This window comes from Collinsella tanakaei YIT 12063 (genome assembly GCF_000225705.1).
Lineage (GTDB): Bacteria > Actinomycetota > Coriobacteriia > Coriobacteriales > Coriobacteriaceae > Collinsella > Collinsella tanakaei.
Window position 1 is genome coordinate 184,818 of sequence record NZ_JH126468.1, and the last position, 23,097, is coordinate 207,914.

Consider the following 23,097-nt stretch of genomic DNA (forward strand, 5'->3'; position numbering starts at 1 on the left):
CCACACCTCGACGACGTTGCGGCAGGCGAGGAGCCTGGCGAGCCACTCGGCGTCGCGCCGGTCGTTCTTGCGCCCGCGGTCGGCGGCCGGCCGGTGCATCTTGGAGACGGCGCCTACGGCGCAGTCGACGCCGAGCGCCCTCAGGGCGCGGCAGAGGTGGAAGCCGGTCGGGCCGCTCTCGTACACCGCCTTGGGCGACTCGAACCCCAGTGCCCACTCGGCGACCGACGCGGGGTCGTATCCGAACCTTGCGCGGGACACCTCGCCGGTCATGGGGTCGAAGGCGCATGCGGAGATGCTCCTCGCGTGGACGTCGAGACCGATGGCTGTGACATAATTGGACATGGCGGGCCCCTCTCCGTCGCATGTGGCGCGCGGCCACGGTTGGCGCTACGACCATTGTCGCCCGACCCACGATAGAGCTGCAAGGGGAGGGGCTCCCAATGTTCAACTCATATCGTCTCGGCGCCCCTGCACGCCATCCGCGGGTTTCTAGGCGGCGCCGGGCTACGCGAGCCTGGTGCCGTTTTTCAGCTATACCGTCATTATGAGGCAAGCGCCGAAGAAACCGAAAGGCTCATCTTTGCTCACTCGCAATGATGACAAAACGGACCCCAAATCGAAAACGCCCACCCTTTCCCGCTTTCGCAAGCTACACCCTCATCAGCACACGCCCTCACGCAATCGCACCGCTACGACCCGCTGTTACAAACCGTTGCTTGCGGCAACGGACGTGCCATGAGCAATATTGCGGTATCGTAAGTCCCAGCGAGAGAAAGAGCTCCCCATGTTAAACGAGAACATCCGCGAACTCAGGAAACAGAAGGGCTTGTCCCAAGAGGAGCTCGCAATCAAGCTGAGCGTGGTGAGGCAGACCGTATCCAAATGGGAACGCGGTCTCTCGGTGCCCGACGCGGAGATGCTCCTTTCCCTGGGCGAGGTGCTCGATACGCCTGTAAGCACCCTTTTAGGCAAGACGGTCATCGCTTCTGAGCCGGACAGCCTGCAAGCCCTCTCCGAAAAACTCGAAGTGCTCAACGCGCAGTTTGCGCGGGCTCACGAATTAAAGTGCCGAGCCTTGAACACGCTGTGCATATCGCTCGCCGTCGCCGTAGCCCTTATCCTCCTGGCGCTTGGAATGATTGGGGAATCATATCTCGACTGGAATTTCACCAACCCCGAATACGCGATCGCGGGCACCATGCTCCACGGCTTCGAGTGGATCTTCGTCCGCATCGCGCCCTTCATCCTCATCGCAGCCATCACCGGGGCGATCGCGACCCGTAAAAAGGGATAGCGCAACAAAGCGTTGCTCGACTGACCACATGCGGCACGAGATAATCGCAAGAAGGAAACGGGCTTTAAACCCAATGCCCACCTAAAGGAGAATCGCCATGATCTTGCTCAAAGACGCCCTTGCCCGACTGCGCCGCGAACGCGGTCTCACCCAAGAGGAACTCGCCTCGCGGCTCTACATCACACGTCAAGCGGTAAGTCGCTGGGAAACTGGAGCGACGGAGCCGAGCATCGACATGATCAAGCTCATCGCTCGCGAGCTCGAGGTGCCCGTGATGCGACTGCTCGACATGCCGGAGCACTACTGTCAAAGCTGCGGCATGATGTTCACCGGACCCGATCAGCATGGGCACGAAGCAGACGGCACCGAGACCGAAGACTTCTGCCGCTGGTGCTACGACCAGGGCGCGTACACCTACGAGACCACCATGGAAGAGATGATCGAGGACTGCGCGCCGCGCATGGCGGAGCACATGGGCTGGTCAGTGGACGAATGCGCATCGCTTTTGGGGGCGATCTTGCCCAATCTGCGCAGGTGGAATGCAACGGATAAGTAAGGCAGGCGCCAACGCAAGCATCACCTTGAAATCAGTTAGGACGAGATTCTACTTGCAATAGGAATCGACACCGCAAGGCCCACCACCGCAGACACAAGCACAGCGCAAAATACCCAAGTGGTGCCGGCAGGGGATGCAGCGGGGGCAAGCATTCCGCATACAGCAGTGGATACGGTTCCGCCAAATCCCCTAAAGAACATCGCCGTGGATGTTGCCTTGCCAGCGTCGCGGGCATCTGCCCCCGTCTGCGCCGATAGATTGGAAACCGGCATTCCCACGCCGACGCCCAGGCCAAGCGCCGCCGCGAGCAATGTAACCAGGGGTGCGGTCAGGCTTTGCGCCCCAACAATGAACGCTGCAGCCGCAGCTAAGATTACGAACGAAGATCTCACCGCAAGCGCACGAAGCCTGCCATTCTTCCTGAACAGGGCGCCCGACACGTTACTTCCAAGCATGAGGGCAAGCGTCATGGGAATGAGCGCCGCACCCGATGAGGTGGCGGCGATACCCATCGATTCCTGCAAAAGCCGCGGCAGATACGTCACGCCCGCCATGAGAGCAAACTGCACGCAGAAGCCCGAGATGAATCCTGCGACAACCCGAGGGCGGTAGAACAGCCCCATGGGAATCACGGGAGCACTCGCAGCAGCCTCAACCCTGTACAGGGCAAACGTGAGGATAACAAATAGCGCTACAAGAGCGGCTGCCCGGGGAGATACCAAGGGGAACGCGCCGCCCGCCAAACTGAACACGGCAACGAGGCTCAATACGCTCAACGATGCCAGCGCGCTTCCCGCCGCATCGAATTGCGCCGAGCGGGGTCCATCGCCCCTGCCCGGCAGACTCCTCGACGATAGTGCAAACGCGACAATCGCGATCGGAATATTCACAACAAAAATGACATGCCAAGACAAACCCTGGGCGACGGCCCCTCCAATCACGGGACCGATAACGCTCGCCACGCCGTACATGGCGGACGCCGCCCCAAGATAGGGACCCCTATCGCGCGGCGGAAGCATCATGGCAGCGGCTATGAAGACGCCGGCCTCTAACAAGCCGCCGCCAATACCCTGGAGCAAGCGAAACGCGGCAAGCGCCTCAATGGTGGGAGCCGCGGCGCACAGCGCAGACGCCGCAGCAAAGAGAGCCAGGCCAAACGCATACGTTCGCTTCAAGCCAAAATGAAACGCAAGGCCGCCGCATAGGAGCGTGGACACAGTGCTTGAAGCAAGATATGCAGTCATAGGCCAGGCATAATGCGCCGCTCCACCCAAGGCGGCCGAAATCGTCGGCAGCGCCGTTGCCACCACGGTAGAATCAAGCGCAGCGATAAACAACGCGAGCATGAGTCCGGCCGTCATCAACCCGCCAACAGGTTGACAAGCTCCACCGGTACGGGTTTCTTTCATTGTTGTACTCCTCCTTCTCCTCGTCCTCATGGACGAACCGCGCGGTAAAACCGCAACGAACAGAAGGAAGGATGGCTATGCGCCGGACCGCTTCGAGATGGGCATCCATATCTCGCTGCGATATGACGTGGACGAGAAATCGCCTTGCGGATACACCTCGATACTTACGTCACCCGACAGCCCGTAGCCTGACGAAGGCAGCCACTCGGAGTAGACCCTGCGATAGTGCTCTGCCGTCGCCGTGCTGCAAGGACCCGTGCAGTCGAATACGGCCCAAAGCCCAGATGGAACATGGATCTCATCCGCCCACGCCGGCGCCTCACGAGACGATGCAACGGCTATCTGATAGCTTTGGCCATCGTCCTTGCACACGTTGACGCCGAGGATTCCTTGAGGCTCCGACCCATCCGTCAGCGCGATCAGTTGCTCGATAACCCCATCTTGCGAAGCGCTCTCCCAGAGATTGCGCAAGCCCTCTCTGCCTGAAGAGGACATTTGAACTAGCGGATTACCCTGAGCGCCACCGCAGAATGCCGTTATTCCCACGAGGCGCATTCCCGGCTGGGGCACAACCCTCCACGACAAGGGCTCCGCACCCGTAACGGTAAGGGCGAACGTGCACCGCGGGAAAACGAGAAGAGAGGCGCCGGGGCACCTTGCCTCACTGGGAGATACGCCAAAGGCCTCTTGGAATGCTCGATTGAACGCCGTTGGCGAAGAGTAGCCATACCGCACCGCCACATCGAGCACGCGCTCGCCCCTAGACAGATCGAGCGCGGCGCACGACAAGCGACGCTTGCGCACGTACTCTGCCAGGCCCATCCCCGCAAGATAGGAGAACATCCGCCGGAACTGCCCTTCGGTGCAGGACGCAAAAGACGCCGCACGCGCGATATCGATGTCACCGTCAAGATGCTCCTCTATGTAGTCCACAGAGGCATTCAACCCTTCTATCCAGCCCATAGGGTCACCATCCTTCCGAAAACAAGCATGGGGCAATGCGCTTTTTCAATCCTCGCATAAACAGAGCGGATTATGCGAGCTTACTCGAGAGTCCGGCTGGCGGCCCCGCCTTCCATTCATCCAGATAGACCAGCCACGCTCTGCGGGTAGAGACGTAACTGTTCATTTCCCGCGATGCTTGCGACGCCTTTTCTCGCGGCGTTTTTCCCATCGCGCGAACGTCTCTTCCCTGCCGCGCGCCGTACGCTCTGATCGGGCCTCATCCTTCGAGCGTTCCCGCTCACGAGCGAGCGCACGTTGCGATGCGGTTGAGGCACCTCGCATATGCAAGGCCTTCGCTGCTTCACGCGCACGGCGTTTGGGATTGCCAGGCAGCCGGTTTTGATGAGATTCAACCGGTTCCGTCGCCGTACTTAGATGCAAGCTCGTCCAACGCTCAAGCACCCATGTATAGATTTCTTCATTCGATGGCTCCGCGCCAAATACCACGCGCGCAACGCTCAGCATGTCACTCTCGACATGCTCTACCACGCCCACCCAAAACTGACCATCATGGTAGACCGTCAGGGTCGATGAGACTTCCCTCTTCCGCATAGCCGCGACCTCCTTCTATGTAGGGCTACGCGAAGAAGGGACAACCAAGGAGGCAGGTTACTGGCAGGCAAGCGCCCGCGGCCCGACTACCCGACGGGCGCTGTGTTTTTATCTTCGATAGGTACCAGTATAGGGGTGAAACTCGCCTTGGGGCCTCTAGAAGTGCACAAAGCAATCCCGTCGCCATTCTGGCGCTTAAGCCCTACGAACCGGATGCCTGATCACTGTCTTGAGTTTCTCGGGCGCAGTACGACGGGCGTCGTTGAGGTAGATCTCATGATGCATGCGCTCGTCAGAAAAATCCTCAACGTAACCGCTCTCCTCGGCGAACGCGCGCATCGCCTCGACGGTCGCCGGCTCATCATCATAGGGACCCACGTGCAAGCACTGAACGCACAGCCCCTCCTCAATGGTGAGCAGCTCCACCTGGGAAAAGTCGCGCTTTTTCTTGGCAGTCGCCTCTTCAACGGCCCACTCGAACTCACTGCGCGTCACAAAATCCGGCACACGAATGGCCGAGATCCAGTTGAAGTCCTCCTTGCGCGCATAGTCCACGCCAAGCACGCCGTCTTGCCACCAAAAACCCTCTAGCGGTGGCACCACAAAATCGAAATAGCCCTCGATGCGATGGTCGCCCTTCTTGGACATCTTGATGGTGTAGGCAACTCCGTAGAGCATCTCGAGCGCATCCTTGTACGCCCCGCCCTCTTCGTTGGGGTCACCATGCCCTCTCACTGCAAGAAACGCCATCTCGGGCACCTCGACAACCCCCGGCTTCTTGGGTGGAAGATAGTACTCCTTGTATCCCTTCTTGTAGTCAAACGCCACGGCAACCCCCGCTCTGTAGATAAACCCGCCGTTTGTTACCCGCTGTTCAAGCGCGGCAATATAATGATCAAAAGATACCACCGCTTGGCCTTACGTCCGCAGGAGATGCCCATGCGTAAGAAGACCGCCCTCATCGCAGCAATAGGCGCCCTCATCATCTTTGGAGCCATCGCATCCGCGCTCTTTTCATCCGGCGGGGATACAAAATCGGTCCAACGCATCGCGGCGCCCACAAGTCTCTACGGAGAAGCCGACATCTCTTCCGCTTTCGACGCCATTGAAGCGACGTTCGCCTCAGACTTTACGGGATGCACCCTTAAAGAACTCCGCTACAACGGCGAGATTGAAAAAACGTTTTTGGACGATGAACTCGATCGCAAACAAACGGGAGCTGAAGACCGCATCATCGTCCTATCAACGTTCACAACCAGCTGGAGATCTACAAACGAAGGCTTCTCGCCAAATGAGACGTACGAAGACTGGCAGTGGGTACTCACCAGGCCTACGCAAAACGCCGCATGGAGCGTGGAAGGCTGGGGATATTGCTAGCGCCATCCGCACCAAACCAAAACGAACGAGCAGCGTCTCGCATACGCAAAGCCAATGGAAAACAACAATCAACGCCACAGCGTACAGGACGATGGAATCTTGAAGAAGCTGCCGCGCAAGCCATATGAGGACAAGAATCGGAGACATGAGAAGAGCAAAGGCTAGCAAACAAACCCCCAGGCATAGCGGGGGGCTTTAGTATCCGCCCCGTGGGGCTCGATGCCACGACAGCGAGGGCGCGGCCATCCTTTACGGAAGACCGATAGGGGCATAGCCGCTGTTTGCATCACAGGCATGGCATGTGGGTCTCTCACGTTAGGCTAACGCGAAAAGGCAAGGAAGAAGAGGTAGAAACAGCTCACGTCTAGCAAAACGGCAGACACAAGCACAATGATGGCAACAATTAGGTCTCGTTCCTCACGCGCGTGAACACCGGGAACGTTGGAGAGCCCAAGATACCGACAGCATATTCCAAAAATGATCACGCCAATGGAAAAGAGCGGCATGAAGAGATACTCCCACTTGCTTCCAAAGCGGGTTGGAACGTTCCCAAAACCAAAGTGGACGGGAACGACATCAGGCAACTTCGATACCCGCAAAAGAAACCATGCGAGGGGAATCAGGCAAATCACCAGACTGGCGACATCAATAATCAAACAGAGCCGTTTTCGATTCATTGTCCCACCCCATCGCTCGTCCAGCAAAAGGATAAAAGAGCCTCTATCAGCGCTAGGCACACAAGACGCCTCTGGCAGGAGGCAGCCGCCTGGTATGGCGAACTTTAACAAGTTGAACAAAGTTTAACAAGTTGAACAGAGCCCTTGTACCGCAGCCCGCCTCAGCGTGAATACACCGGCTCGACGAACTGGCCGTATTGGCTGACCACCTCAAGTTTGAAGCGACGCACCTGCCCCCTTGCGTGAACAACGGGACGCCCTCGCCCAAAAGCACGGGCGCCACCTGGATGATGAGATGATCAACCATGTCGCGAGAAAGCAGGGGCGCCAGGACGGTGTTGCCGCCCACGATCCAAATATTGCGATGTGTGCCCAGCCCCTCCACAAACGCTGCAGGGCCACCCGCCACTGCCGTGAACCCCGGGCAGTCGAGCGCTCGATGGTGGCAGTCCCCTCTGCCTCACGCACCGCGTACAGGACAATATTGGAGCCGGCACGTGCCCAACGATAACCCAGCAACCCAACAACGGGATCGAGAGCGAGCGGGAATGCATAAGGCGCTTGCTCGAGAAGGCCAACGAGGCGCTCCACGCATCGAGCAGATTCGCACCTGTCTGCTTTCCGCCGGTGCGGTAGCTTAGGTAAACGATCGATTCTCGCAAGTCTTCCAGGGCCGCATCGGTTTCCACAACGGAGAACATATCTACAACCCGAACTCTTCGCGCAGGCGCTAGCCCCCTTGCGGGCGGGATGCGTCCGCCCCTCCACCACATCACGATGCCCCTCGGCCGAGCTCTTGAGCAAATCGAGGCGGACCATGAGCCGCTCATACGACTCGATGTCCATGACCGCAAGATCACCTGCACCATTTTTAGCGACACAGACCGGCTACCGCTTTTCCCGGCACCATGCCGACACCTCGTCGTATCCGTTGCGCAGCGTGGAGCTTGAAATGATCTTGGGCATGATATACCTCTATTCCTCCTATATTTAGTGAGAATTTCTTTGGTATATCAGCTTTAGGACAGCGTCAATCACTCGTTGAGAAACCGCACCGGTGCGACCCTGATCACGCGAAACACCGGCATCAGCTCCGCTACAACCAGCACGACGAATCCTGCGACGGCGATGAGGGCCGCAGGGGCAAAACGCACGGACAGCGTCGCGCTCCCAGCACCCAAGCCCAACGCATGGGCCGCGATCACGTTGGAAAGCACAACAGCAAACAATGCAGCTGAGCCTGCAGTCACCACATGCATAAAGGCCTCGAAAAGCGAGACGGCGCAGACCTGGCGCGGGGTGGCACCCCATACCTCCAGCAATGACGCGTCGTGCTCACGCACTCGCAAGGCAAGAACTACATGTGCGCATGACCCCACAGTCGCCAAGATGATCGGCCCCGCAAACATTACGCACGCGAGGCGCGGGTCGAGGCCGAATCCGCTCCCAATCGGCAAGTCGCATGCCGTGGCATACCGCCCCATCAAGTCCATCATCGAATAGAAACCCGCAACGATGCCCATAGCAACCACGAGGAATGTCTCAATCGACAAGCTTTTCGTCAAACCGTGCCGAGCGCTCCTGCGCGCAAGAAGCCACGCTGTCCAGCGCGACAACGGACACGTCACCGCGCGCAGGATCCTCGGCAAAAGTACTGGGGAGAACGCCGTAATAAGCACCGGGATCGCAATAGGCAAAAAGACAAGCCAGGTACTCTGACCGAAGTCGACAGGGGCCAAGGCGGGGTCGACCGTAGACACACACCACGCGGCGGCGGCACATGCGGCAAGGGCGGCAAGCCATCGCAGCGGCGTCATGCGCGCGGATGCGCCCTCGACCGACCGCTCGTCACGCAAGGCCAACACGGGCGGGGCGCACGCCGCTGCCCTTGCGGCGCGCGCCCCACCGAGCACCGAAACGAGTAACGATACACCCATAACCGCAGGGTAGAGGGATAATCCTGTCAGAAGCCGCACCCCTTCGAACAAGTCGATATCCTTGAACAGAGCGCTGAATACGGCGGGGGAACTTGCCCAGCACAAAGCCAAGCCCAAGCACGAACCGAAGACCCCCACAAGCGCAATTTGAACGATGACGGCAAAGCCCACCACAACCGGAGGAATGTTGATCACCTGCCACAGGGCATAGGTGCGCCGCAACGAGAAGATGCTTCCCCGGGCCGTTGAAGAGAGAACGACGCATCCGGAAAGCGCCGAGAACATGAGAATCGCCTGGGCGACGCTTCTAAAGAAGAAAGAAGCCGACGCCATCGGATCCGCTGCCGCCGTTGCGGAAAACGATGCGAACCAACCTCCCATATAGCCAAACGCGGCGGCAACGGCGAGCACGCCGAACCACACATGCCAATGCTCCCGAACATCGCCAACAAGCAGGAGAATCATCGCAACATCGCCCCCTCGGCGGCTTCGCGCGGCTCCATCTTCTCCATCGCGGCGAGGATTTCCCGCGACGTGGAGCGAGTCATCATGTGGACGATCTTCCCGTCACGCATCACAAGCACTCGGTCGGCACGAGCGGCCGCCTCAAGATCATGCGTCACCATAACGACGGACCGGCTCTCCCCATCCGCCATGGCTCGCAGCATATCGAGGACCACGTTCCCGTTCGCCGTGTCGAGGGCGCCAGTGGGTTCATCGGCAAACACAATGTCCGGACCAGAAGCGACAGCCCGGGCGAGCGCCACGCGCTGCGCCTCGCCACCGGACAAATCGGCCGGACGAGCATGCTCCTTCCCTCCCATACCGACCCGCTCCAAGAGATCGCACATGTCCTTCCTGCTCACCCTACGACCGGCAAAGCGCTCAGGTAGCGAGACGTTCTCGCCCACGGAAAGCGAGGGCATGAGATTATACTGCTGGAACACGAACCCGACATGCCTGGCTCTAACCTTCGCGCTCTCGCCGCGCCTCGCTCGCACGATATCCACGCCCATAAGATGAATCTCGCCCGCATCGGGGACCTCAAGCCCCGCCAAACAGTACAGCAGTGTCGACTTGCCCGAACCGGATGGTCCCACGATTGACACCATCTCCCCAGCCGACACGCTCATATCAACGCGGCGAAGAAGCTCAGTGCTCAGATCTCCATGTCTGTAACTTTTGCGCACACCACGTGCCTCAACGAGGATGCCCATAATTCTTTTGCTCCTTTTGCCAACCCGCCCCTGAGCATACAAGACCAAGGCGCATGAGCCCCGCCTCCGCAAGAAAGGGCGTATCGGACAAACGCCAAGTTACCTTACACGCGTCAAGTCAATTGATAGCGAATACGAGAACCCAGCCAGCGGCTACTTCCATCCGGGGATGTCGGCACCCGCGGTGAGCATCGTGGACAGGATGGTCAGGATAACGACGATCAGCAGGAACACGACCGCGGTACCGGCGATAACCATGAGGGCGCTGAGGGCGAAGCGGTGCTCGCGCGACAACTCGCGCGGGGCGGCTGCCAAGGGCGTCTCGCACACCGACGGGACACTCGCCGAGCCCGTGAGGATGAAGTCCGTGCTCACACGATAGATTTGCGCGAGCTTGACCACGTTGTCGACCTCGGGGCGACCCTGAGCGCCCTCCCATTTCGAGATGGCCTGACGGGAAACCCCGAGCAGATCCGCCAACTGCTCCTGCGAATAGCCGGCCTTGCGGCGAAGATCGAGCAGACGGTCGGCAAGCTGCGTCGCTGCGTCATCCATAATGAAAGCCTCCTTGTAGCACTGTTGTTCCAGGCCCGAAGGCAGCCGTCATGGAATGCTTTCGCCCCTTTGGCCACCTGGACTCAGTGCAAGACTATCCTCGCAACCGCCGTTGCGCTCCACCATCTAGCAGCGACAATTGTAGCAACACATCATGACAATTCCGCCACCGCCCGTTGCGGTGAGGAAGCAGGGCCCCCGTGAGATGCTTTGCTGTAAACGGCAGTGTGGCAGCTGGCGACAGCGCAGGTCGGCGGCGCGATAGATGTTCGCCGCATTGCAGGTCCACACATCAAGAACCTTGATGAAGACCCCCGCCGCAACACCAGCCAAGGCGAACGCGATCGTTTTCAAGTCTGCCTCGCGCACATTGGCCCTTTCAGCTGGAGCGAAATAACGCGCCGGCTACTCAACCTTGACTCCCGTCATACGCACCAAGCCAAAACGAACGAGCAGCGTCTCGCATACGCGAAACCAATAGAAAACGACAATCAACGCCACAGCGTACAGGACGATGGAATCTTGAAGAAGCCGCCGCGTAAACCAAATGAGGACGAGAATCGGAGACATAAGGAGGGCAAAGGCTGCCAAGACGGCAGTTGATCTGCCGAACCCGCCCAACGGTGCCCATTCGAACTCTTCTCCACAGGCGCACCGCCTCGGCATAACGCCGAACTTAACTGGCAGCCTTCGTCCGCAACGAGCGCAGGCAATCCGCCTCATTATCAACCCCTCTTCCGAACCGAGCTGCCACTGAAATCCGCACAAGGACACCAGAAAGCAGCTCGAGCAGGCGCCTTTATTCGGTCTTTATTTGCTTACCCCACGCCGTCCATAAGCGCCCAATGCCACGCGGGCACGACCTCGATCATTCCCTCGGGAACCTCGATCGTCGAGCGCTCGCGAAGCGTTACCACCAGACCCTTGTCCACCCCGGCATACCACATGGCGGACGCCAAAGAACCGATTTCGCGTGCTCGCGTGCGATCCGCCGTCATATCCACCGTCACCTGTATAAGGCCATATGGCTCGAGCGAAAGAGCGTCACCCACCACGAAGTCGACCTTCTCCCGCTTTGCGCCGGGAACGGTGAGCGAGCAAACCGTGTCAATCCGGGCCGATGCCGCTCGGCGAGCGAGCTCGTTGTGCACGGCGGTCTCCAGCCGCTTGCCAGCATCTTGCTGGCTCGCGCGGGAGACGGCGTGCGCCATGCCGGTGTCGACGGCATACACCTTGCGGGTCGCCGTGCTCGACGGGGAGAATGACGTGGAATACTCGCTTACGCCATCGTAGAGATGTGCCTGCTCGAGCAGTCGCGACACCTCCGAGACAGTCTCCCACGTTGTTGGATACCCCACCTTTTTCAGGCTCGCCACAAGGCTGTTGACCGACAACTCGCAACCGGTGTTGCGCAGCCCATACAGCGCGACTTGGTTCGCCAGCGCCACGCCGGCACGCGGGTACCTGTCGACCACGTCGCGCACCACGACATCGCGAACGTACGTCTGCAGCAACGCCATACGCTCGGCGCCGCCGCAGCCCTGCGCCCCAGGAAAACCGCCCTCAATCAAATACCGATCAAAAGCGGCTTCCAACGAACTTCTCATCGTCGGAGCAACGGAACCTGCAAGCGCAAGGTCGTCCGCATCTGGAAGATCGATGCCATTAAATAGGCAGAATTCTACAAAGGACAGGGGGCGCATAGGATGCTCGAGAAGCCTGCCGCGAAACCGGCTCGCGATCTCGTCAGCGGACAGCTTGGACGACGAACCCGTCACCACAAGCGTCACGCGCTCTCGCTCCGCGATTCTCTGACAGAATCCTTCCCAATCGTCCGCCTCTTGGACCTCATCGAGGAATAGGTAGCATCCTTCGCTTCTGGCAGAAGGGACCTGGCGCCAGTATTCCTCAACGACATCATTGAGCAACGCAGGAGGCGTCGGTCGAAGCCTGTCATCTGCGAAGTTGAAGTAGAACACCCGATCGCGCGGCACGCCGCAGGACAACAACTGCTGGATGAGCTGGAACGCGTAGAACGTCTTGCCACACCGACGGATACCCGTAATGGCATGGATGAGATTGAACGGCGCGGGCTCGGGCAGCGCCTCGACAACCTCGCGGCGCGGACGGGGGCTCGGAAACTCAAAAGCACGAGCCTCTTGCACAAGATCGGCATAGTCAAACGCAGTCGGCGACATTGGATACTCCCCTTCCTCCGCCATCAGTATACCAACTTCTCTTCAATGGAGAGAAGTTTAAGCTTTTTCTTCACTTCGTTGGAGAGAAGTATGAGGGCACGCTTGAGGCAGCGCCCGTTCCCTTACGCACTCGAGCCGGTATTCGCGCACATAAGGAAATGCGATACCAACCATGACATATGAAGGAGTTTCGAACGGCACCGAGTCCACAAGACGCCTCCGGCAGGAGGCGGCCGCTTGGTATGGCGAGCTTTAACAAGTTGAACAAAGTTAAACAAAGTTCTCGGTAGCGGGGTACACCGATGAGGGGTCGTCGACCCGTGCGACCGCTCAAACTTATCTTCGCCATATCTAGTATACTTGTCGATAATATTACGAAGATGGCGAGGATATCGTGACTCAATTCGATTTCAACAGGGCGCTTGCCAGCCTCATGACTCCGGAGGTCGTATCCGCTCTCGGGAACATCCGGGAGCTCAAGGGCAAGACGTCCCTGCTCTCCGCCGCCCATCCCAACCGCTTCGCCGCCTTGGTGGAGGTGGCCAAGATTCAGAGCACGAGCGCTTCGAACAAGATCGAAAACATCTCGACCTCCGACAGGCGCCTGCACGAGCTTATGCTCGAGAACGTGGAGCCGAAAAACCGCGACGAGCGTGAGATCGCCGGGTACCGGTACGTCTTGGACATCGTCCACGAGAGCCACGATAACATCCCCATCACGCCCGGCGTCATCCTCCAGCTTCACCGCGACCTATACCGTTTCTCCGGAGATTCCCATGCAGGCAGATGGAAGGACTCCGATAACGTCATCGCCGAGCGAACCGCCCAAGGCGAGCTCGTCGCACGTTTTATCCCCACGTCCGCCGCCGCAACGTCCGGTGCCATCGAGGCCATCTGCAACGAATATCGCAAGCAGGTCGAGGCCGTGGTGTACGACCCCCTGCTTGTCTCCCTTGTGTTCGCGTTCGACTTCGCGAGCATCCATCCGTTCAACGACGGCAATGGACGCATGAGCAGGTTGGTCACGCTGCTGCTCATGTACCGCTCTGGATACGACGTGGGAAAGTACGTCTCAATCGAAAGGGAGATCGAGCGAACGAAGGAGACCTATTACGAGGCCCTCGCCGCAAGCTCCCATGGCTGGCGGGAGGGCGATAACGACTACACCCCCTTTATCACGTACATGCTAGGTATCATCGGCGCGTGCTACCGAGAGCTCGCCGACAGGTTCTCTCTGGTGGGCGCCCCCGCGGGCAACGAAGATGCGGTCCGTGCGTTTCTCGACAAGCAGCTCGGCACCGCGACAAAACGGGAAATCCTGGACGCCAACCCCGGCATGAGTCAACGCACGCTCGAGCGCATTCTCTCAAAGCTACAGCAAGAGGGCGTTATCGAGAAAGTTGGCGCAGCGCGATCGACCGCGTACCGGCGACTATGGGACACCCCCTCTCCGGCAAACCTTCCCCATGAAAGAACGGAAACCAGATGAAACTCCAACAACTCAGATATATCGTCGAGGTGGCAGCATGCGGCAGCGTCACGGAGGCAGCACGCAGGCTCTTTGTATCGCAGCCAAGCGTGACCGCCGCCGTGCGCGACCTGGAGCGCGAAATGGGCATCACGGTGTTTGAGCGGACGAGTAAGGGCATGGTGACCACCACCGAGGGGCAGACCTTCCTCGGCTACGCGCGCCAGGTGCTGGAGCAGGCCGACCTGCTTGAAGAGCGCTTCAAGCGCGACACCCAGCCCGTGCCCCGCTTCGCTGTCTCCTGCCAGCACTACTCGTTTGCCGTCAACGCTTTTGTGGACGTGATCCGCACCTTTAACGCCAGCCGCTACGAGTTCACCTTGCGCGAGGAACAGACGCACGAGATCATCGAGGACGTCGCCCATATGAAAAGCGAGCTGGGTGTGCTCTACCTCTCGGACGCAAACCGCGAGGTCATAACCCGCATGCTGCGCGCTGAGGAGCTTGAGTTCGAGCCTCTTTTCTCGACCGCATCGCACGTCTTCCTCTCCTCGACGCACCCGCTGGCGACGCGTCCCTCTGTCACGCTCGAAGATCTCGCCGGCTACCCCTACCTCTCCTACGAGCAAGGCGACTTCAACTCGTTCTACTTCTCAGAGGAACCGCTCTCCACGCTGGGCCGCGACAAGAACATCCGCGTGCGCGACCGTGCCACCCTGTTCAACCTGCTCATAGGCCTCGATGGCTACACCGTGTGCTCGGGCGTGATCTCGCACGAGCTCAACGGCGAAGACATCATCGCGATTCCCCTTGAAGTTGAAGAGCACATGGAGGTGGGTATTGTCACGCGGCGCAACACGCACCTCTCGCGCTACGGAGAAGCGTTTATCGCCGCGATTCGCAAGCATATCCCAAGCTCATCCGTGCTATAGGTTTTTCCTATCGTATTGTCATTGATTTCAGTATTTCCCAATCGAGGTGCGTCCGCGCATACTCCTTTCATCAGATAGCGCACCCAATGAAAGGAACCAACCATGACTGCCATCGCACCCACCCGCTTCGATATCGTCGGCAGCTTTCTTCGTCCCGATCGCCTTAAAGCCGCGCGCGCCGCACATGCCGCCGGCGAGCTGGACGATACCGAACTCAAGCAGGTTGAGGACGAGTGCATCGCCGAACTTGTCCAGAAGCAGAAGGATGCCGGCCTGCCCCTTATCACCGACGGCGAGTTTCGCCGCTCCTACTGGCACCTCGACTTTATGTGGGGATTCGCCGGCATCGAGCACGTGGAGCTAGACCATGGCTATTTCTTTGTGGGCGAGGAGACCACGCATGGCTCCGCCGTCCTCACCGGCAAGATCTCTGGAGAGAACCATCCCTTTATCGACCACTTCGCCTTTGTGCAGGCGCTTGAGGAGCCCGGCCACGTCGCCAAGCAAACTATCCCCGCGCCCGCTCAGCTGGTGTTGGAGCTTTATCGCGACGCCGCCGCCACCGAGCGCACACGCAGCATCTATCCCAATGAGGATGAGCTGCTTGAGGACATCGGCGCCGCGTACCGCACCGTTATCCGCGAGCTCTACGCCGCCGGCTGCCGCAACCTGCAGCTTGATGACTGCACCTGGGGCGCGCTGGTGGACGAGGGCTTCCAGGCAGCCATTCGCGCCGCGGGTTCCACGCCCGAAGCGGAGGCGGAGAAGTACCTGCGCGTAAACAACCTGGCGCTGGTCGACCGCCCGGCAGACATGGCCATCACCACCCACGTATGCCGCGGCAACTACCACTCAACCCATGCTTCGAGCGGTCCATATGATCTGGTCGCGCCCATCCTGTTTGCCCGCGAGAACGTCGATGCCTTCTACCTTGAGTTTGACGATGAGCGCTCAGGTGGTTTTGAACCTCTCGCCCACGTGGCGCCGGGAAAGAAGGTTGTCCTGGGCCTGGTGACCACCAAGCGCCCCGAACTTGAGGACAAGCAGGCCGTCATCAAGCGCATCCATGAGGCCGCGCGCTACCTGCCGCTTGAGGACCTGTGTCTCTCTCCCCAGTGCGGCTTTGCCAGCTGTGAGATTGGCAACAAGCTCACCGAGGACGAGCAGTGGGCAAAAATCGCCCTGGTACGCGAGATCGCTCAAGAAGTTTGGGGCGCCTAAGAGCCCTTGCAAGAATCTAGACCGTACATCCACGCACAGACGCCACGCGCACCCGCCATACGCAGCCGCGCATCCATATGCAAACGGCGACCCCGGAAAACTCCAGGGTCGCCGTTGTTCTTTTGGACGATGTCCCCGTCCGCAAGCTCAGTAAGCTCAACTACTCCGCGAACTGCGAGTTATACAGGTCGGCGTAGAAGCCACCCGCCGCGAGCAGCTCATCATGCGTGCCGCTCTCGATGATATCGCCTTCCTTCATCACCAAGATGAGGTCGGCGTTCTTGATGGTCGAGAGGCGGTGCGCGATCACAAAGCTGGTGCGACCGCTCATGAGCTCGTCCATAGCCTGCTGAATCTTAAGCTCCGTGCGCGTGTCCACGTTCGAGGTCGCCTCGTCCAAGATGAGCATGGGCTTGTCGGCGATCATGGCGCGCGCGATGGTCATCTGCTGCTTTTGGCCCTGCGAAAGGTTGATCTGGTCGTTTAGCACCGTGTCATACCCATGCGGCTGCGAACGGATGAAGTGGTCCAGGCCCACGGCTCGGCACGCTCGGCGTACCTTTTCATCGTCCACACCCTCATCGCAATAGACCAGGTTCTCGCGAATGGTGCCCTCGAACAGCCAGGTATCCTGCAGCACCATGCAAAACAGGCTGTGCACATCCTCGCGGCGCATGTCGCGCGTGGGCACCCCGTCGATGCGAATCTCGCCGCCGTCGATCTCGAAGAAACGCATGAGCAAGTTGACCATGGTGGTCTTGCCAGCGCCCGTGGGACCCACGATGGCGACCTTTTGACCGGGCAGGGCATGGGCCGAGAAATCCTTGATGACGGGCTTGTCCGCTCCGTCATAGGTGAAGCGCACGTGATCGAACTCAACCTCGCCGCGTACCGTGCGGTCGCCCAACGCGGGCTTGGCGGATTCGTCTGCCATCTCCTCCGCATCGAGGAACTCGAACACGCGCGTGCCCGCGGCCCCGGCAGACTGCAGCGCCTGCACGCCCTGGGCTATCTGGGAAAGCGGCTGCGTGAAGTAGCGCACGTAAAGCATGAAGGCGACGATCACGCCAAAGCCTATCTGACCGTCAAGCGCGAGGGCGCCGCCCGCCACGCACACCGCCACGTATCCAAAGTTGCCGATGAACGTCATGATGGGCATCATGAGGCCGGACAGGCACTGGGCGCGGAAGCCCGCCGACACGAGCTCGGCGTTCATGCGGTCGAACTCGGCGCCCACCAGGTCCTCGGCGTTATAGGCCGTGATGACCGTGTGGCCGGTATAGGACTCCTCGATATGGCCGGACAGCGCGCCCAGGGCGTTCTGCTGGCGCATAAAGTACTTCTGGCTGCGGCCCATGATGGCCATCATCAGCGCAAAGCCCAGCAGGCTGGCGCCTACGGCGGCAAGCGTCATCCACCCGTTGGTACGGATCATCATGAACAGACTGCCAAAGAACAGCACCACGGCGGACAGCAAGGTGCTGACGCTTTGGTTAAGCGACTGAGCCAGTGTATCGATATCGTTGGTGATGCGGGAGAGGATATCTCCGGTGGGCACGCGGTTGAAGTAGGACATGGGCAGGCGGTTGATCTTGGCAGAGATCTCTGCACGCAGCCCGCGCGAGATGCGTTGCGTCACCGTGGTCATAATGAGGCCTTGCAGCACCGAGAGCACGTAGCTTGCTATGTAGAACCCAATGAGCACCGTCGCCGTGCCCAATACAAGCTCCATGTCGATACCGGGTTCAACCAAGCTCTTGACGGATTTGGGCAGGTTATCCAGGGCGGACATGGTCGCCTGGGTATCGTTCATATCAAGGTTCGCAAAGATATCGAGCAGCTCTTGCTGGTCCTTGGAGGTAATGGTGACACCATCGACCTCGACATCGGTCATCAGCGCGGCGCGCGTCTCCTGGGGCATCTGGAGCAGCGCCTCCATGCCCTTGGTGGCATCGCCCGGGGCCGAGGTGTCGGGGGTGTCCGCGACGCTCGCCATATCCTGCATGGAGCCCATCGCGGCGGCGTCGCCGGCAGCGCCCGCAGCGGCAGGGTCCATACCCGCGGCGACTGCGGCAGCGGCCTGCTGCTCTGCCAGCTTTTGGGCGTTTTGCTGCATGTTGTCAGAAACGGTGGTCACAATGAGCTCGAGTTTATCCGTATCGGGCGCGATGCCGTTTTGGATGGCATCGGTGATGTCGGAGAGCATGTTGGGGCCCAGCAGCGTCAAGATGGTGCCCACCGCAGCGCACGCGAGCGCGATCGCGACCGCGGGAACGTAGCGGCGGCAAAACGCGAGCAGCTTGCCCCAGGTCTTGCGGTCTATCTTCTGGCCAGCGGCGCCGCGTCCACCCATAGGTCCTCGTCCACCCATAGGGCCGTGGCCTCCCATGGGACCGCGCGCCGGCATAGCATGATTGGTTGCCATTTACGCCAACTCCTCTTCGCTTAGCTGGGACAGGGCAATCTGCTGGTAGGTCTCGCAATCGCGCATAAGCTCCTCATGCGTGCCCTGGCCCACAACGCGGCCGTCTTCCAGCACCACGATGCGGTCCGCATCGCGGATGGTGCCTATGCGCTGCGCCACGATGATGCGGGTGGTGTCCGCGCACTCGCGGTCGAGCGCATCGCGCAGCACGCGATCGGTCTTGTAGTCCAGCGCGGAGAAGCTGTCGTCAAAAATCAAGATCTCAGGCTTGCGGGCGATTGCACGAGCGATGGACAAGCGCTGGCGCTGACCACCGGAAAGGTTGGTGCCGCCCTGAGCGATCTGCGCTTGGTACGCACCTTCCATCTTCTCCACAAACTCAGCCGCCTGCGCGGCGCCCACAGCCGCCTCGACATCGGAATCGGTCACGGGGCCGCGGCCGTTATCGCCGTAGGCGATGTTGCTCGAGACCGTGCCGCCAAAGAGCGTGGCTCGCTGCGACACGTAGCCTATCTTGTTTCGCAGCGCGCGCGTGGTGTACTCGCGCACGTTCACGCCGTCGACCAGCACCTCGCCCCACGTCGCATCGTAAAAGCGCGGGATAAGGTTGATCACCGTTGACTTGCCCGAGCCAGTCGAACCGATAAGCGCCACCGTCTCGCCGCGATGCGCCGAGAAGGAGACGTGCCGCAGCATGCTGCCCTCTGCATCCGGGTAGCGGAAGGTCACATCGCGGAACTCGATCTCACCGGTCTGGCCGGGCTTGCCCTGTTCAAGCGCGCCGTCCTCGATAGAAGCCTCGGTATCCAGCACCTCGTTGATACGCGACGCCGCCACCTGGGCGCGGGGTAAGATCATGAAGATCATTACCAGCATCATGAACGCCATGACCACCATGATGGCGTACTGGGAGAAGACCATCATGTCGGAAAACAGCGCGATCTTATCCGCCATGAGAGCGCTGTTGATAACTGCCGCGCCAATCCAATAGATGGCGAGCGACAGGCCGCTCATGGTCGCCTGGATGGTGGGCATGAGGAACACCATGGTTCGGTACGCCACCAGCTGGTTGTTGGTGAGCGTATCGTTGACGACGTCGAAACGATCCTGCTGATAGGCCTCGGCGTTATAGGCGCGCACCACGGAAAGGCCCGACAAGTTCTCGCGCGACACCCGGTTCAAGTCATCCGTCAAACGCTGCATGCGACGGAATCGCGGTGTAGCGATAAGCAGGCAGATTCCCACAACGGCAAGCAAAACCAAAATCGCCACACCCGTAGCGGCCGTCCATTCCCAGCGCTTGCCGGCAATCTTGGTGATAGCCCAAGCGGCGGTAATAGGCGCCTTGATCAGCATCTGCAGACCCAGCACGATCAGCATCTGCACCTGCATGACGTCATTGGTCGACCTGGTAATGAGGCTTGGGGTGGAAAAGCGGCCGATCTCTTCCATAGAGAACGACTGCACCTTGTGAAACATCTTGGCGCGCATGGTGCCGCCAAAACCCGCCGCGATAAACGACGAGCATACAGCCGTTGCCACGGCCGCCAGCAAACTGCCCAGCGAGCAGGCGAGCATCTTGCCACCCGCGGTTAAGATCTCGGGCATAGTTGAACCCTCAACCTGCACCAGGCGGGTAATCTCGGCCATATACTCAGGTGATTTAAGGTCAAGCCACACCTGGACAACAATAAATGCCAGTGCCAGCACCGCCACCGCCCATTCGCGCGAACGGAGATACCGTAGTAGTTTTGTCACACGTTGCTCCTTTTCTTCGCAGGCGCATGCGCCGATAGATCGACCATCGTACACGCGCTCCTTATACCTAACCCTATGAGATATTTATATGCAGCCATGCGCTGCAGGGATTGATTAGGACATAGCCGTATTAGGACGAGAACGGGCAGCGCGATGCGCGGGGTGCCTGCTCGCCATCTTCCTCGTCCATAGCAACTGAAGCGGGACGAGCCACGGCGCAGATGTCGCGAGCCGTTTCGAAAAACGCCCGGAGCCTCTCGATACCCACCGCGTCGATGATGGCGGCCGCATGGTTGCGAACGTTTCGATACGCCGCATCTGCCAGAGCGCGCCCGCGGGGCGTGAGGGTGACCACCGTAACGCGAGCGTCTGATATGGCGCGCTCGCGCGCTATAAGCCCCTTGGCCTCCATGTTCTTGAGGAGCGCTGCGACGCGGGCCGTGCTGACGTGCAGTTCTTCGGCTATCGCGCCGGCCGTGACGGGATCGTCTCCCTCCTTGGCGCAGCACAGCATACGCATGATGCCGCCGGCGCCCACAGTGGTCTCATCGATGTGATGGAATAGGTGCACCGGCCTTGTTTCATCAACCAACGCTATGAATTCATCGACCTGCTCTTCTGTAGCCACAACCGGTTCCTCCTAATATCTAACGTCGTTAGATTATTCTACAGGAAAAAGATTGATTGCGAATAACTTGGACAAACACACCTTGGACACACATGGCCGCCGTCCCAAAAACCTTTCAAACCGGTGGCGGCAAAAGGCGATCGCGTCTATTTCCTACGCCACTTATCGGGCAGGTGCACGTCGATGCGACCACCGGAAAGAAAAAACACCGCCGCGAGTACCACAAAGACCACGGGCAGGATGCGCAGCGCACCCACCACGATAACGCCCAGCAGAGATAAGACCAACGATACAACGGCAGCTATAATGAGCAGGCCGGCAAGTGCGTAGAGAACAGACACGGTATCCCCCTTTGATACATCTATCGACGCATTTGTTCCCCATTGTAGCCTCCCGCAATCCAGCAAAGGACCTACCCATGCAAACCGCGTCCCCGCTTGCACCCACCCTGTTTATCGACGCCGATGCATGCCCCGTCACGCGCGAGGCGCTCGATGCCGCCAGGAGACACGGCATCCATACCGTAGTCGCCGGAAACAGTACGCAGAACCTGCAGCGCCGCATCCGCCGCGACGACCCCCGAGACGCCCTGTCCGCGCGCCGGGGCTTTTGGGTTGAAACGCTCGACGTGAGCGTAGGTGCGGATGCCGCCGACTTCGCCATCGTCGAGCGCCTGCAACCCGGCGATGTGGTTGTAACCCAAGACATTGGCCTTGCCAGCATGGTGTTGGGACGAGGAGCCTTCGCCATAGGAGTACGCGGGCACCTGTACCGCAAGGAGACCATAGACATGCAGCTCTTCATTCGCCATGAGGAGAACATGGTGTTGGGACGAGGAGCCTTCGCCATAGGAGTACGCGGGCACCTGTACCGCAAGGAGACCATAGACATGCAGCTCTTCATTCGCCATGAGGAGAAGAAGGTGCGCCGAGCGGGCGGCAAGACGGGCGGCTTCAGCGCTTTTGATGATGACGACCGCGAGCGATTTGTTCGCAATCTCTCGTCCCTTATCCACGATGCCCTACGCAATGCCGCACAGACCATTAACAGCGAAAACAATACCGTTGATGTCGATGGGAACGATGTAACTGTGGACTGAATCTGTATTCAGTCTTTCTTAAGGACCGCCCCTGATTAATAAAAAAGGGCGGTGGTACATATACAGCGGTGCGCCAAACGACCGTTGGGCCACTGGCCCGGCAACGCTGAATTGGAGTTGATCGTATGCGCCACAAAGACACGATTGCAAAGCCTGATGATGTCCCGCTTCCCCTGCAGGACGCAGCTCTTGCAACCATCGGCGAGACCGCCATCGAGATTGCGCCCAAACCGGCACACAAACCCGCGCCCGTTAAGAAAGTAACGCTTAAGCGCAATCACTCTGCCGACCAGCGAGCCAATCTCAAGCGCGCATACCAGGCGTTTATCCGCGCATCCAAGAAGGCAGGCAACGCCGCCGCCCAGGTTCTTTCTCCTTCCGAGGCCTGGCCCATGCGACCCTACGCCGCCTCAATCTAGCCAGTGCGGGGAGATACGAGTTTCCCTTCCTCCTCCCCCATCCCCGCACTTGGCCCCAATGCGCCCCGGCTGCCTTGTACCACAGCTGGGGCGCATTTTTTCTGCAACCACAACGCGAAAGCGCCCCAATGCCAAACGCGGCACTGGAGCGCTTTCTTATATCCTCGGTTTTAGCCTGCCGGAGCAAGCCTAGCCGCGGGGTCCACGGCGGTACATGTCAACAACCAGCCAGACGACAGCTAATCCGGCTGCCCATCCCATAACGGGAAGCAACACATCGTTAAGACCGCAGACCATGGCTTCTATAACGGGACGAGGCACCATGGGGTTTGCCTCCAATCACTCGAGCAAAAACGAGGGTGGACAC

Annotated in this window: 25 protein-coding genes; 8 read left to right on the top strand and 17 right to left on the bottom strand. The window is 59.6% G+C overall.

What is annotated here, in order from left to right; genetic code table 11:
* Positions 1-345: IS110 family transposase (locus tag HMPREF9452_RS11930; RefSeq protein WP_009140873.1), on the bottom strand; the 345-nt coding region annotated here is incomplete at its 3' end.
* Positions 346-787: 442 nt separating this feature from the next.
* Between HMPREF9452_RS11930 and HMPREF9452_RS04210 the strand changes: the two genes are divergently transcribed.
* Both HMPREF9452_RS04210 and HMPREF9452_RS04215 read left to right on the top strand, forming a co-directional pair.
* Complete coding sequence (locus tag HMPREF9452_RS04210) at positions 788-1,297, top strand: helix-turn-helix domain-containing protein (RefSeq protein ID WP_009140874.1); 510 nt, start codon at positions 788-790, stop codon at positions 1,295-1,297.
* 97 nt (positions 1,298-1,394) lie between these two features.
* Positions 1,395-1,853: a zinc ribbon domain-containing protein gene (locus tag HMPREF9452_RS04215; protein WP_009140875.1), complete on the top strand. Its 459-nt coding sequence runs from the start codon at positions 1,395-1,397 to the stop codon at positions 1,851-1,853.
* A 35-nt stretch (positions 1,854-1,888) separates the two neighbouring features.
* Here the strand turns inward: HMPREF9452_RS04215 and HMPREF9452_RS04220 are convergent, their stop codons facing one another.
* From HMPREF9452_RS04220 to HMPREF9452_RS04235, 4 genes are all read right to left on the bottom strand, one after another.
* Positions 1,889-3,262 carry an MFS transporter gene (locus HMPREF9452_RS04220; protein ID WP_009140876.1) on the bottom strand — a complete coding sequence of 458 codons (1,374 nt, stop codon included), beginning with the start codon at positions 3,260-3,262 and terminating at the stop codon, positions 1,889-1,891.
* A gap of 75 nt (positions 3,263-3,337) precedes the next feature.
* Positions 3,338-4,225: an AraC family transcriptional regulator gene (locus tag HMPREF9452_RS04225; protein ID WP_009140877.1), complete on the bottom strand. Its 888-nt coding sequence runs from the start codon at positions 4,223-4,225 to the stop codon at positions 3,338-3,340.
* 162 nt (positions 4,226-4,387) lie between these two features.
* Positions 4,388-4,819 carry a YjdF family protein gene (locus tag HMPREF9452_RS04230; RefSeq protein ID WP_040362312.1) on the bottom strand — a complete coding sequence of 144 codons (432 nt, stop codon included), beginning with the start codon at positions 4,817-4,819 and terminating at the stop codon, positions 4,388-4,390.
* Positions 4,820-5,014: 195 nt separating this feature from the next.
* A complete protein-coding gene (locus HMPREF9452_RS04235) occupies positions 5,015-5,647 on the bottom strand; it encodes a GyrI-like domain-containing protein (RefSeq protein WP_040362313.1) in 633 nt (210 codons plus the stop codon).
* A gap of 111 nt (positions 5,648-5,758) precedes the next feature.
* Here HMPREF9452_RS04235 and HMPREF9452_RS04240 point away from each other — a divergent pair, with 111 nt between their 5' ends.
* Positions 5,759-6,196 carry a hypothetical protein gene (locus HMPREF9452_RS04240; RefSeq protein ID WP_009140879.1) on the top strand — a complete coding sequence of 146 codons (438 nt, stop codon included), beginning with the start codon at positions 5,759-5,761 and terminating at the stop codon, positions 6,194-6,196.
* A gap of 320 nt (positions 6,197-6,516) precedes the next feature.
* Here HMPREF9452_RS04240 and HMPREF9452_RS04245 read toward each other — a convergent pair whose 3' ends face one another.
* From HMPREF9452_RS04245 to HMPREF9452_RS04270, 7 genes are all read right to left on the bottom strand, one after another.
* Positions 6,517-6,873 (bottom strand): DUF1648 domain-containing protein, encoded by a 357-nt coding sequence (locus HMPREF9452_RS04245; protein ID WP_009140880.1) that lies wholly within the window; start codon positions 6,871-6,873, stop codon positions 6,517-6,519.
* A 52-nt stretch (positions 6,874-6,925) separates the two neighbouring features.
* Positions 6,926-7,282, bottom strand: coding sequence for a dihydrofolate reductase family protein (locus tag HMPREF9452_RS12335; RefSeq protein WP_198003580.1), 357 nt, complete (start codon positions 7,280-7,282; stop codon positions 6,926-6,928).
* Positions 7,283-7,907: 625 nt separating this feature from the next.
* Positions 7,908-9,233 carry an ABC transporter permease family protein gene (locus tag HMPREF9452_RS04250; RefSeq protein WP_232205015.1) on the bottom strand — a complete coding sequence of 442 codons (1,326 nt, stop codon included), beginning with the start codon at positions 9,231-9,233 and terminating at the stop codon, positions 7,908-7,910.
* Positions 9,234-9,271: 38 nt separating this feature from the next.
* Positions 9,272-10,027 carry an ABC transporter ATP-binding protein gene (locus tag HMPREF9452_RS04255; RefSeq protein WP_009140883.1) on the bottom strand — a complete coding sequence of 252 codons (756 nt, stop codon included), beginning with the start codon at positions 10,025-10,027 and terminating at the stop codon, positions 9,272-9,274.
* A 153-nt stretch (positions 10,028-10,180) separates the two neighbouring features.
* A complete protein-coding gene (locus tag HMPREF9452_RS04260) occupies positions 10,181-10,582 on the bottom strand; it encodes a helix-turn-helix domain-containing protein (protein ID WP_009140884.1) in 402 nt (133 codons plus the stop codon).
* Positions 10,583-10,708: 126 nt separating this feature from the next.
* Complete coding sequence (locus tag HMPREF9452_RS11755; protein WP_009140885.1) at positions 10,709-10,951, bottom strand: hypothetical protein; 243 nt, start codon at positions 10,949-10,951, stop codon at positions 10,709-10,711.
* 449 nt (positions 10,952-11,400) lie between these two features.
* Positions 11,401-12,780, bottom strand: coding sequence for an ATP-binding protein (locus HMPREF9452_RS04270; protein WP_009140887.1), 1,380 nt, complete (start codon positions 12,778-12,780; stop codon positions 11,401-11,403).
* 394 nt (positions 12,781-13,174) lie between these two features.
* Here HMPREF9452_RS04270 and HMPREF9452_RS04275 point away from each other — a divergent pair, with 394 nt between their 5' ends.
* The 3 genes from HMPREF9452_RS04275 (at position 13,175) to HMPREF9452_RS04285 (ending at position 16,401) form a co-directional block, all read left to right on the top strand.
* The gene (locus tag HMPREF9452_RS04275) at positions 13,175-14,269 is read left to right on the top strand and encodes a Fic family protein (RefSeq protein ID WP_009140888.1); all 1,095 of its coding nucleotides are present in this window, start codon (positions 13,175-13,177) and stop codon (positions 14,267-14,269) included.
* Positions 14,266-15,180 (top strand): LysR family transcriptional regulator, encoded by a 915-nt coding sequence (locus tag HMPREF9452_RS04280; protein WP_009140889.1) that lies wholly within the window; start codon positions 14,266-14,268, stop codon positions 15,178-15,180. Before HMPREF9452_RS04275 ends, HMPREF9452_RS04280 begins: the two co-directional genes overlap by 4 nt.
* A 102-nt stretch (positions 15,181-15,282) precedes the next feature.
* On the top strand, positions 15,283-16,401 hold the full coding sequence (locus HMPREF9452_RS04285; protein ID WP_009140890.1) for a 5-methyltetrahydropteroyltriglutamate--homocysteine S-methyltransferase: 1,119 nt from the start codon (positions 15,283-15,285) through the stop codon (positions 16,399-16,401).
* A gap of 160 nt (positions 16,402-16,561) precedes the next feature.
* Here the strand turns inward: HMPREF9452_RS04285 and HMPREF9452_RS04290 are convergent, their stop codons facing one another.
* From HMPREF9452_RS04290 to HMPREF9452_RS04305, 4 genes are all read right to left on the bottom strand, one after another.
* Positions 16,562-18,826: an ABC transporter ATP-binding protein gene (locus HMPREF9452_RS04290; RefSeq protein WP_009140891.1), complete on the bottom strand. Its 2,265-nt coding sequence runs from the start codon at positions 18,824-18,826 to the stop codon at positions 16,562-16,564.
* Positions 18,827-20,584 carry an ABC transporter ATP-binding protein gene (locus HMPREF9452_RS04295; RefSeq protein WP_009140892.1) on the bottom strand — a complete coding sequence of 586 codons (1,758 nt, stop codon included), beginning with the start codon at positions 20,582-20,584 and terminating at the stop codon, positions 18,827-18,829.
* Positions 20,585-20,714: 130 nt separating this feature from the next.
* Positions 20,715-21,212, bottom strand: coding sequence for a MarR family winged helix-turn-helix transcriptional regulator (locus HMPREF9452_RS11250; RefSeq protein ID WP_009140893.1), 498 nt, complete (start codon positions 21,210-21,212; stop codon positions 20,715-20,717).
* Between the two features lie 146 nt (positions 21,213-21,358).
* Complete coding sequence (locus tag HMPREF9452_RS04305; protein ID WP_009140894.1) at positions 21,359-21,553, bottom strand: hypothetical protein; 195 nt, start codon at positions 21,551-21,553, stop codon at positions 21,359-21,361.
* Positions 21,554-21,630: 77 nt separating this feature from the next.
* Here HMPREF9452_RS04305 and HMPREF9452_RS04310 point away from each other — a divergent pair, with 77 nt between their 5' ends.
* Together HMPREF9452_RS04310 and HMPREF9452_RS04315 are read left to right on the top strand one after the other, a co-directional pair.
* Positions 21,631-22,311 carry a YaiI/YqxD family protein gene (locus HMPREF9452_RS04310; RefSeq protein WP_009140895.1) on the top strand — a complete coding sequence of 227 codons (681 nt, stop codon included), beginning with the start codon at positions 21,631-21,633 and terminating at the stop codon, positions 22,309-22,311.
* A gap of 125 nt (positions 22,312-22,436) precedes the next feature.
* A complete protein-coding gene (locus HMPREF9452_RS04315; RefSeq protein WP_009140896.1) occupies positions 22,437-22,730 on the top strand; it encodes a hypothetical protein in 294 nt (97 codons plus the stop codon).
* A 189-nt stretch (positions 22,731-22,919) separates the two neighbouring features.
* On the opposite strand, the gene HMPREF9452_RS12265 is transcribed toward HMPREF9452_RS04315, so the two are convergent.
* Entirely contained in the window at positions 22,920-23,054 is a 135-nt protein-coding gene (locus HMPREF9452_RS12265) for a hypothetical protein (protein WP_009140897.1), read from the bottom strand.
* Between the last annotated feature and the right edge of the window lie 43 nt (positions 23,055-23,097).

Excerpts from the sequence above, each read along its gene's own strand:
- HMPREF9452_RS04210 (WP_009140874.1), top strand. The coding sequence starts at position 788 with ATGTTAAACGAGAACATCCGCGAACTCAGGAAACAGAAGGGCTTGTCC.
- HMPREF9452_RS04215 (WP_009140875.1), top strand. The coding sequence starts at position 1,395 with ATGATCTTGCTCAAAGACGCCCTTGCCCGACTGCGCCGCGAACGCGGT.
- HMPREF9452_RS04220 (WP_009140876.1), bottom strand. The coding sequence starts at position 3,262 with ATGAAAGAAACCCGTACCGGTGGAGCTTGTCAACCTGTTGGCGGGTTG.
- HMPREF9452_RS04225 (WP_009140877.1), bottom strand. The coding sequence starts at position 4,225 with ATGGGCTGGATAGAAGGGTTGAATGCCTCTGTGGACTACATAGAGGAG.
- HMPREF9452_RS04230 (WP_040362312.1), bottom strand. The coding sequence starts at position 4,819 with ATGCGGAAGAGGGAAGTCTCATCGACCCTGACGGTCTACCATGATGGT.
- HMPREF9452_RS04240 (WP_009140879.1), top strand. The coding sequence starts at position 5,759 with ATGCGTAAGAAGACCGCCCTCATCGCAGCAATAGGCGCCCTCATCATC.
- HMPREF9452_RS04245 (WP_009140880.1), bottom strand. The coding sequence starts at position 6,873 with ATGAATCGAAAACGGCTCTGTTTGATTATTGATGTCGCCAGTCTGGTG.
- HMPREF9452_RS04255 (WP_009140883.1), bottom strand. The coding sequence starts at position 10,027 with ATGGGCATCCTCGTTGAGGCACGTGGTGTGCGCAAAAGTTACAGACAT.
- HMPREF9452_RS04260 (WP_009140884.1), bottom strand. The coding sequence starts at position 10,582 with ATGGATGACGCAGCGACGCAGCTTGCCGACCGTCTGCTCGATCTTCGC.
- HMPREF9452_RS04270 (WP_009140887.1), bottom strand. The coding sequence starts at position 12,780 with ATGTCGCCGACTGCGTTTGACTATGCCGATCTTGTGCAAGAGGCTCGT.
- HMPREF9452_RS04280 (WP_009140889.1), top strand. The coding sequence starts at position 14,266 with ATGAAACTCCAACAACTCAGATATATCGTCGAGGTGGCAGCATGCGGC.
- HMPREF9452_RS04285 (WP_009140890.1), top strand. The coding sequence starts at position 15,283 with ATGACTGCCATCGCACCCACCCGCTTCGATATCGTCGGCAGCTTTCTT.
- HMPREF9452_RS04290 (WP_009140891.1), bottom strand. The coding sequence starts at position 18,826 with ATGGCAACCAATCATGCTATGCCGGCGCGCGGTCCCATGGGAGGCCAC.
- HMPREF9452_RS04310 (WP_009140895.1), top strand. The coding sequence starts at position 21,631 with ATGCAAACCGCGTCCCCGCTTGCACCCACCCTGTTTATCGACGCCGAT.
- HMPREF9452_RS04315 (WP_009140896.1), top strand. The coding sequence starts at position 22,437 with ATGCGCCACAAAGACACGATTGCAAAGCCTGATGATGTCCCGCTTCCC.
- HMPREF9452_RS12265 (WP_009140897.1), bottom strand. The coding sequence starts at position 23,054 with ATGGTGCCTCGTCCCGTTATAGAAGCCATGGTCTGCGGTCTTAACGAT.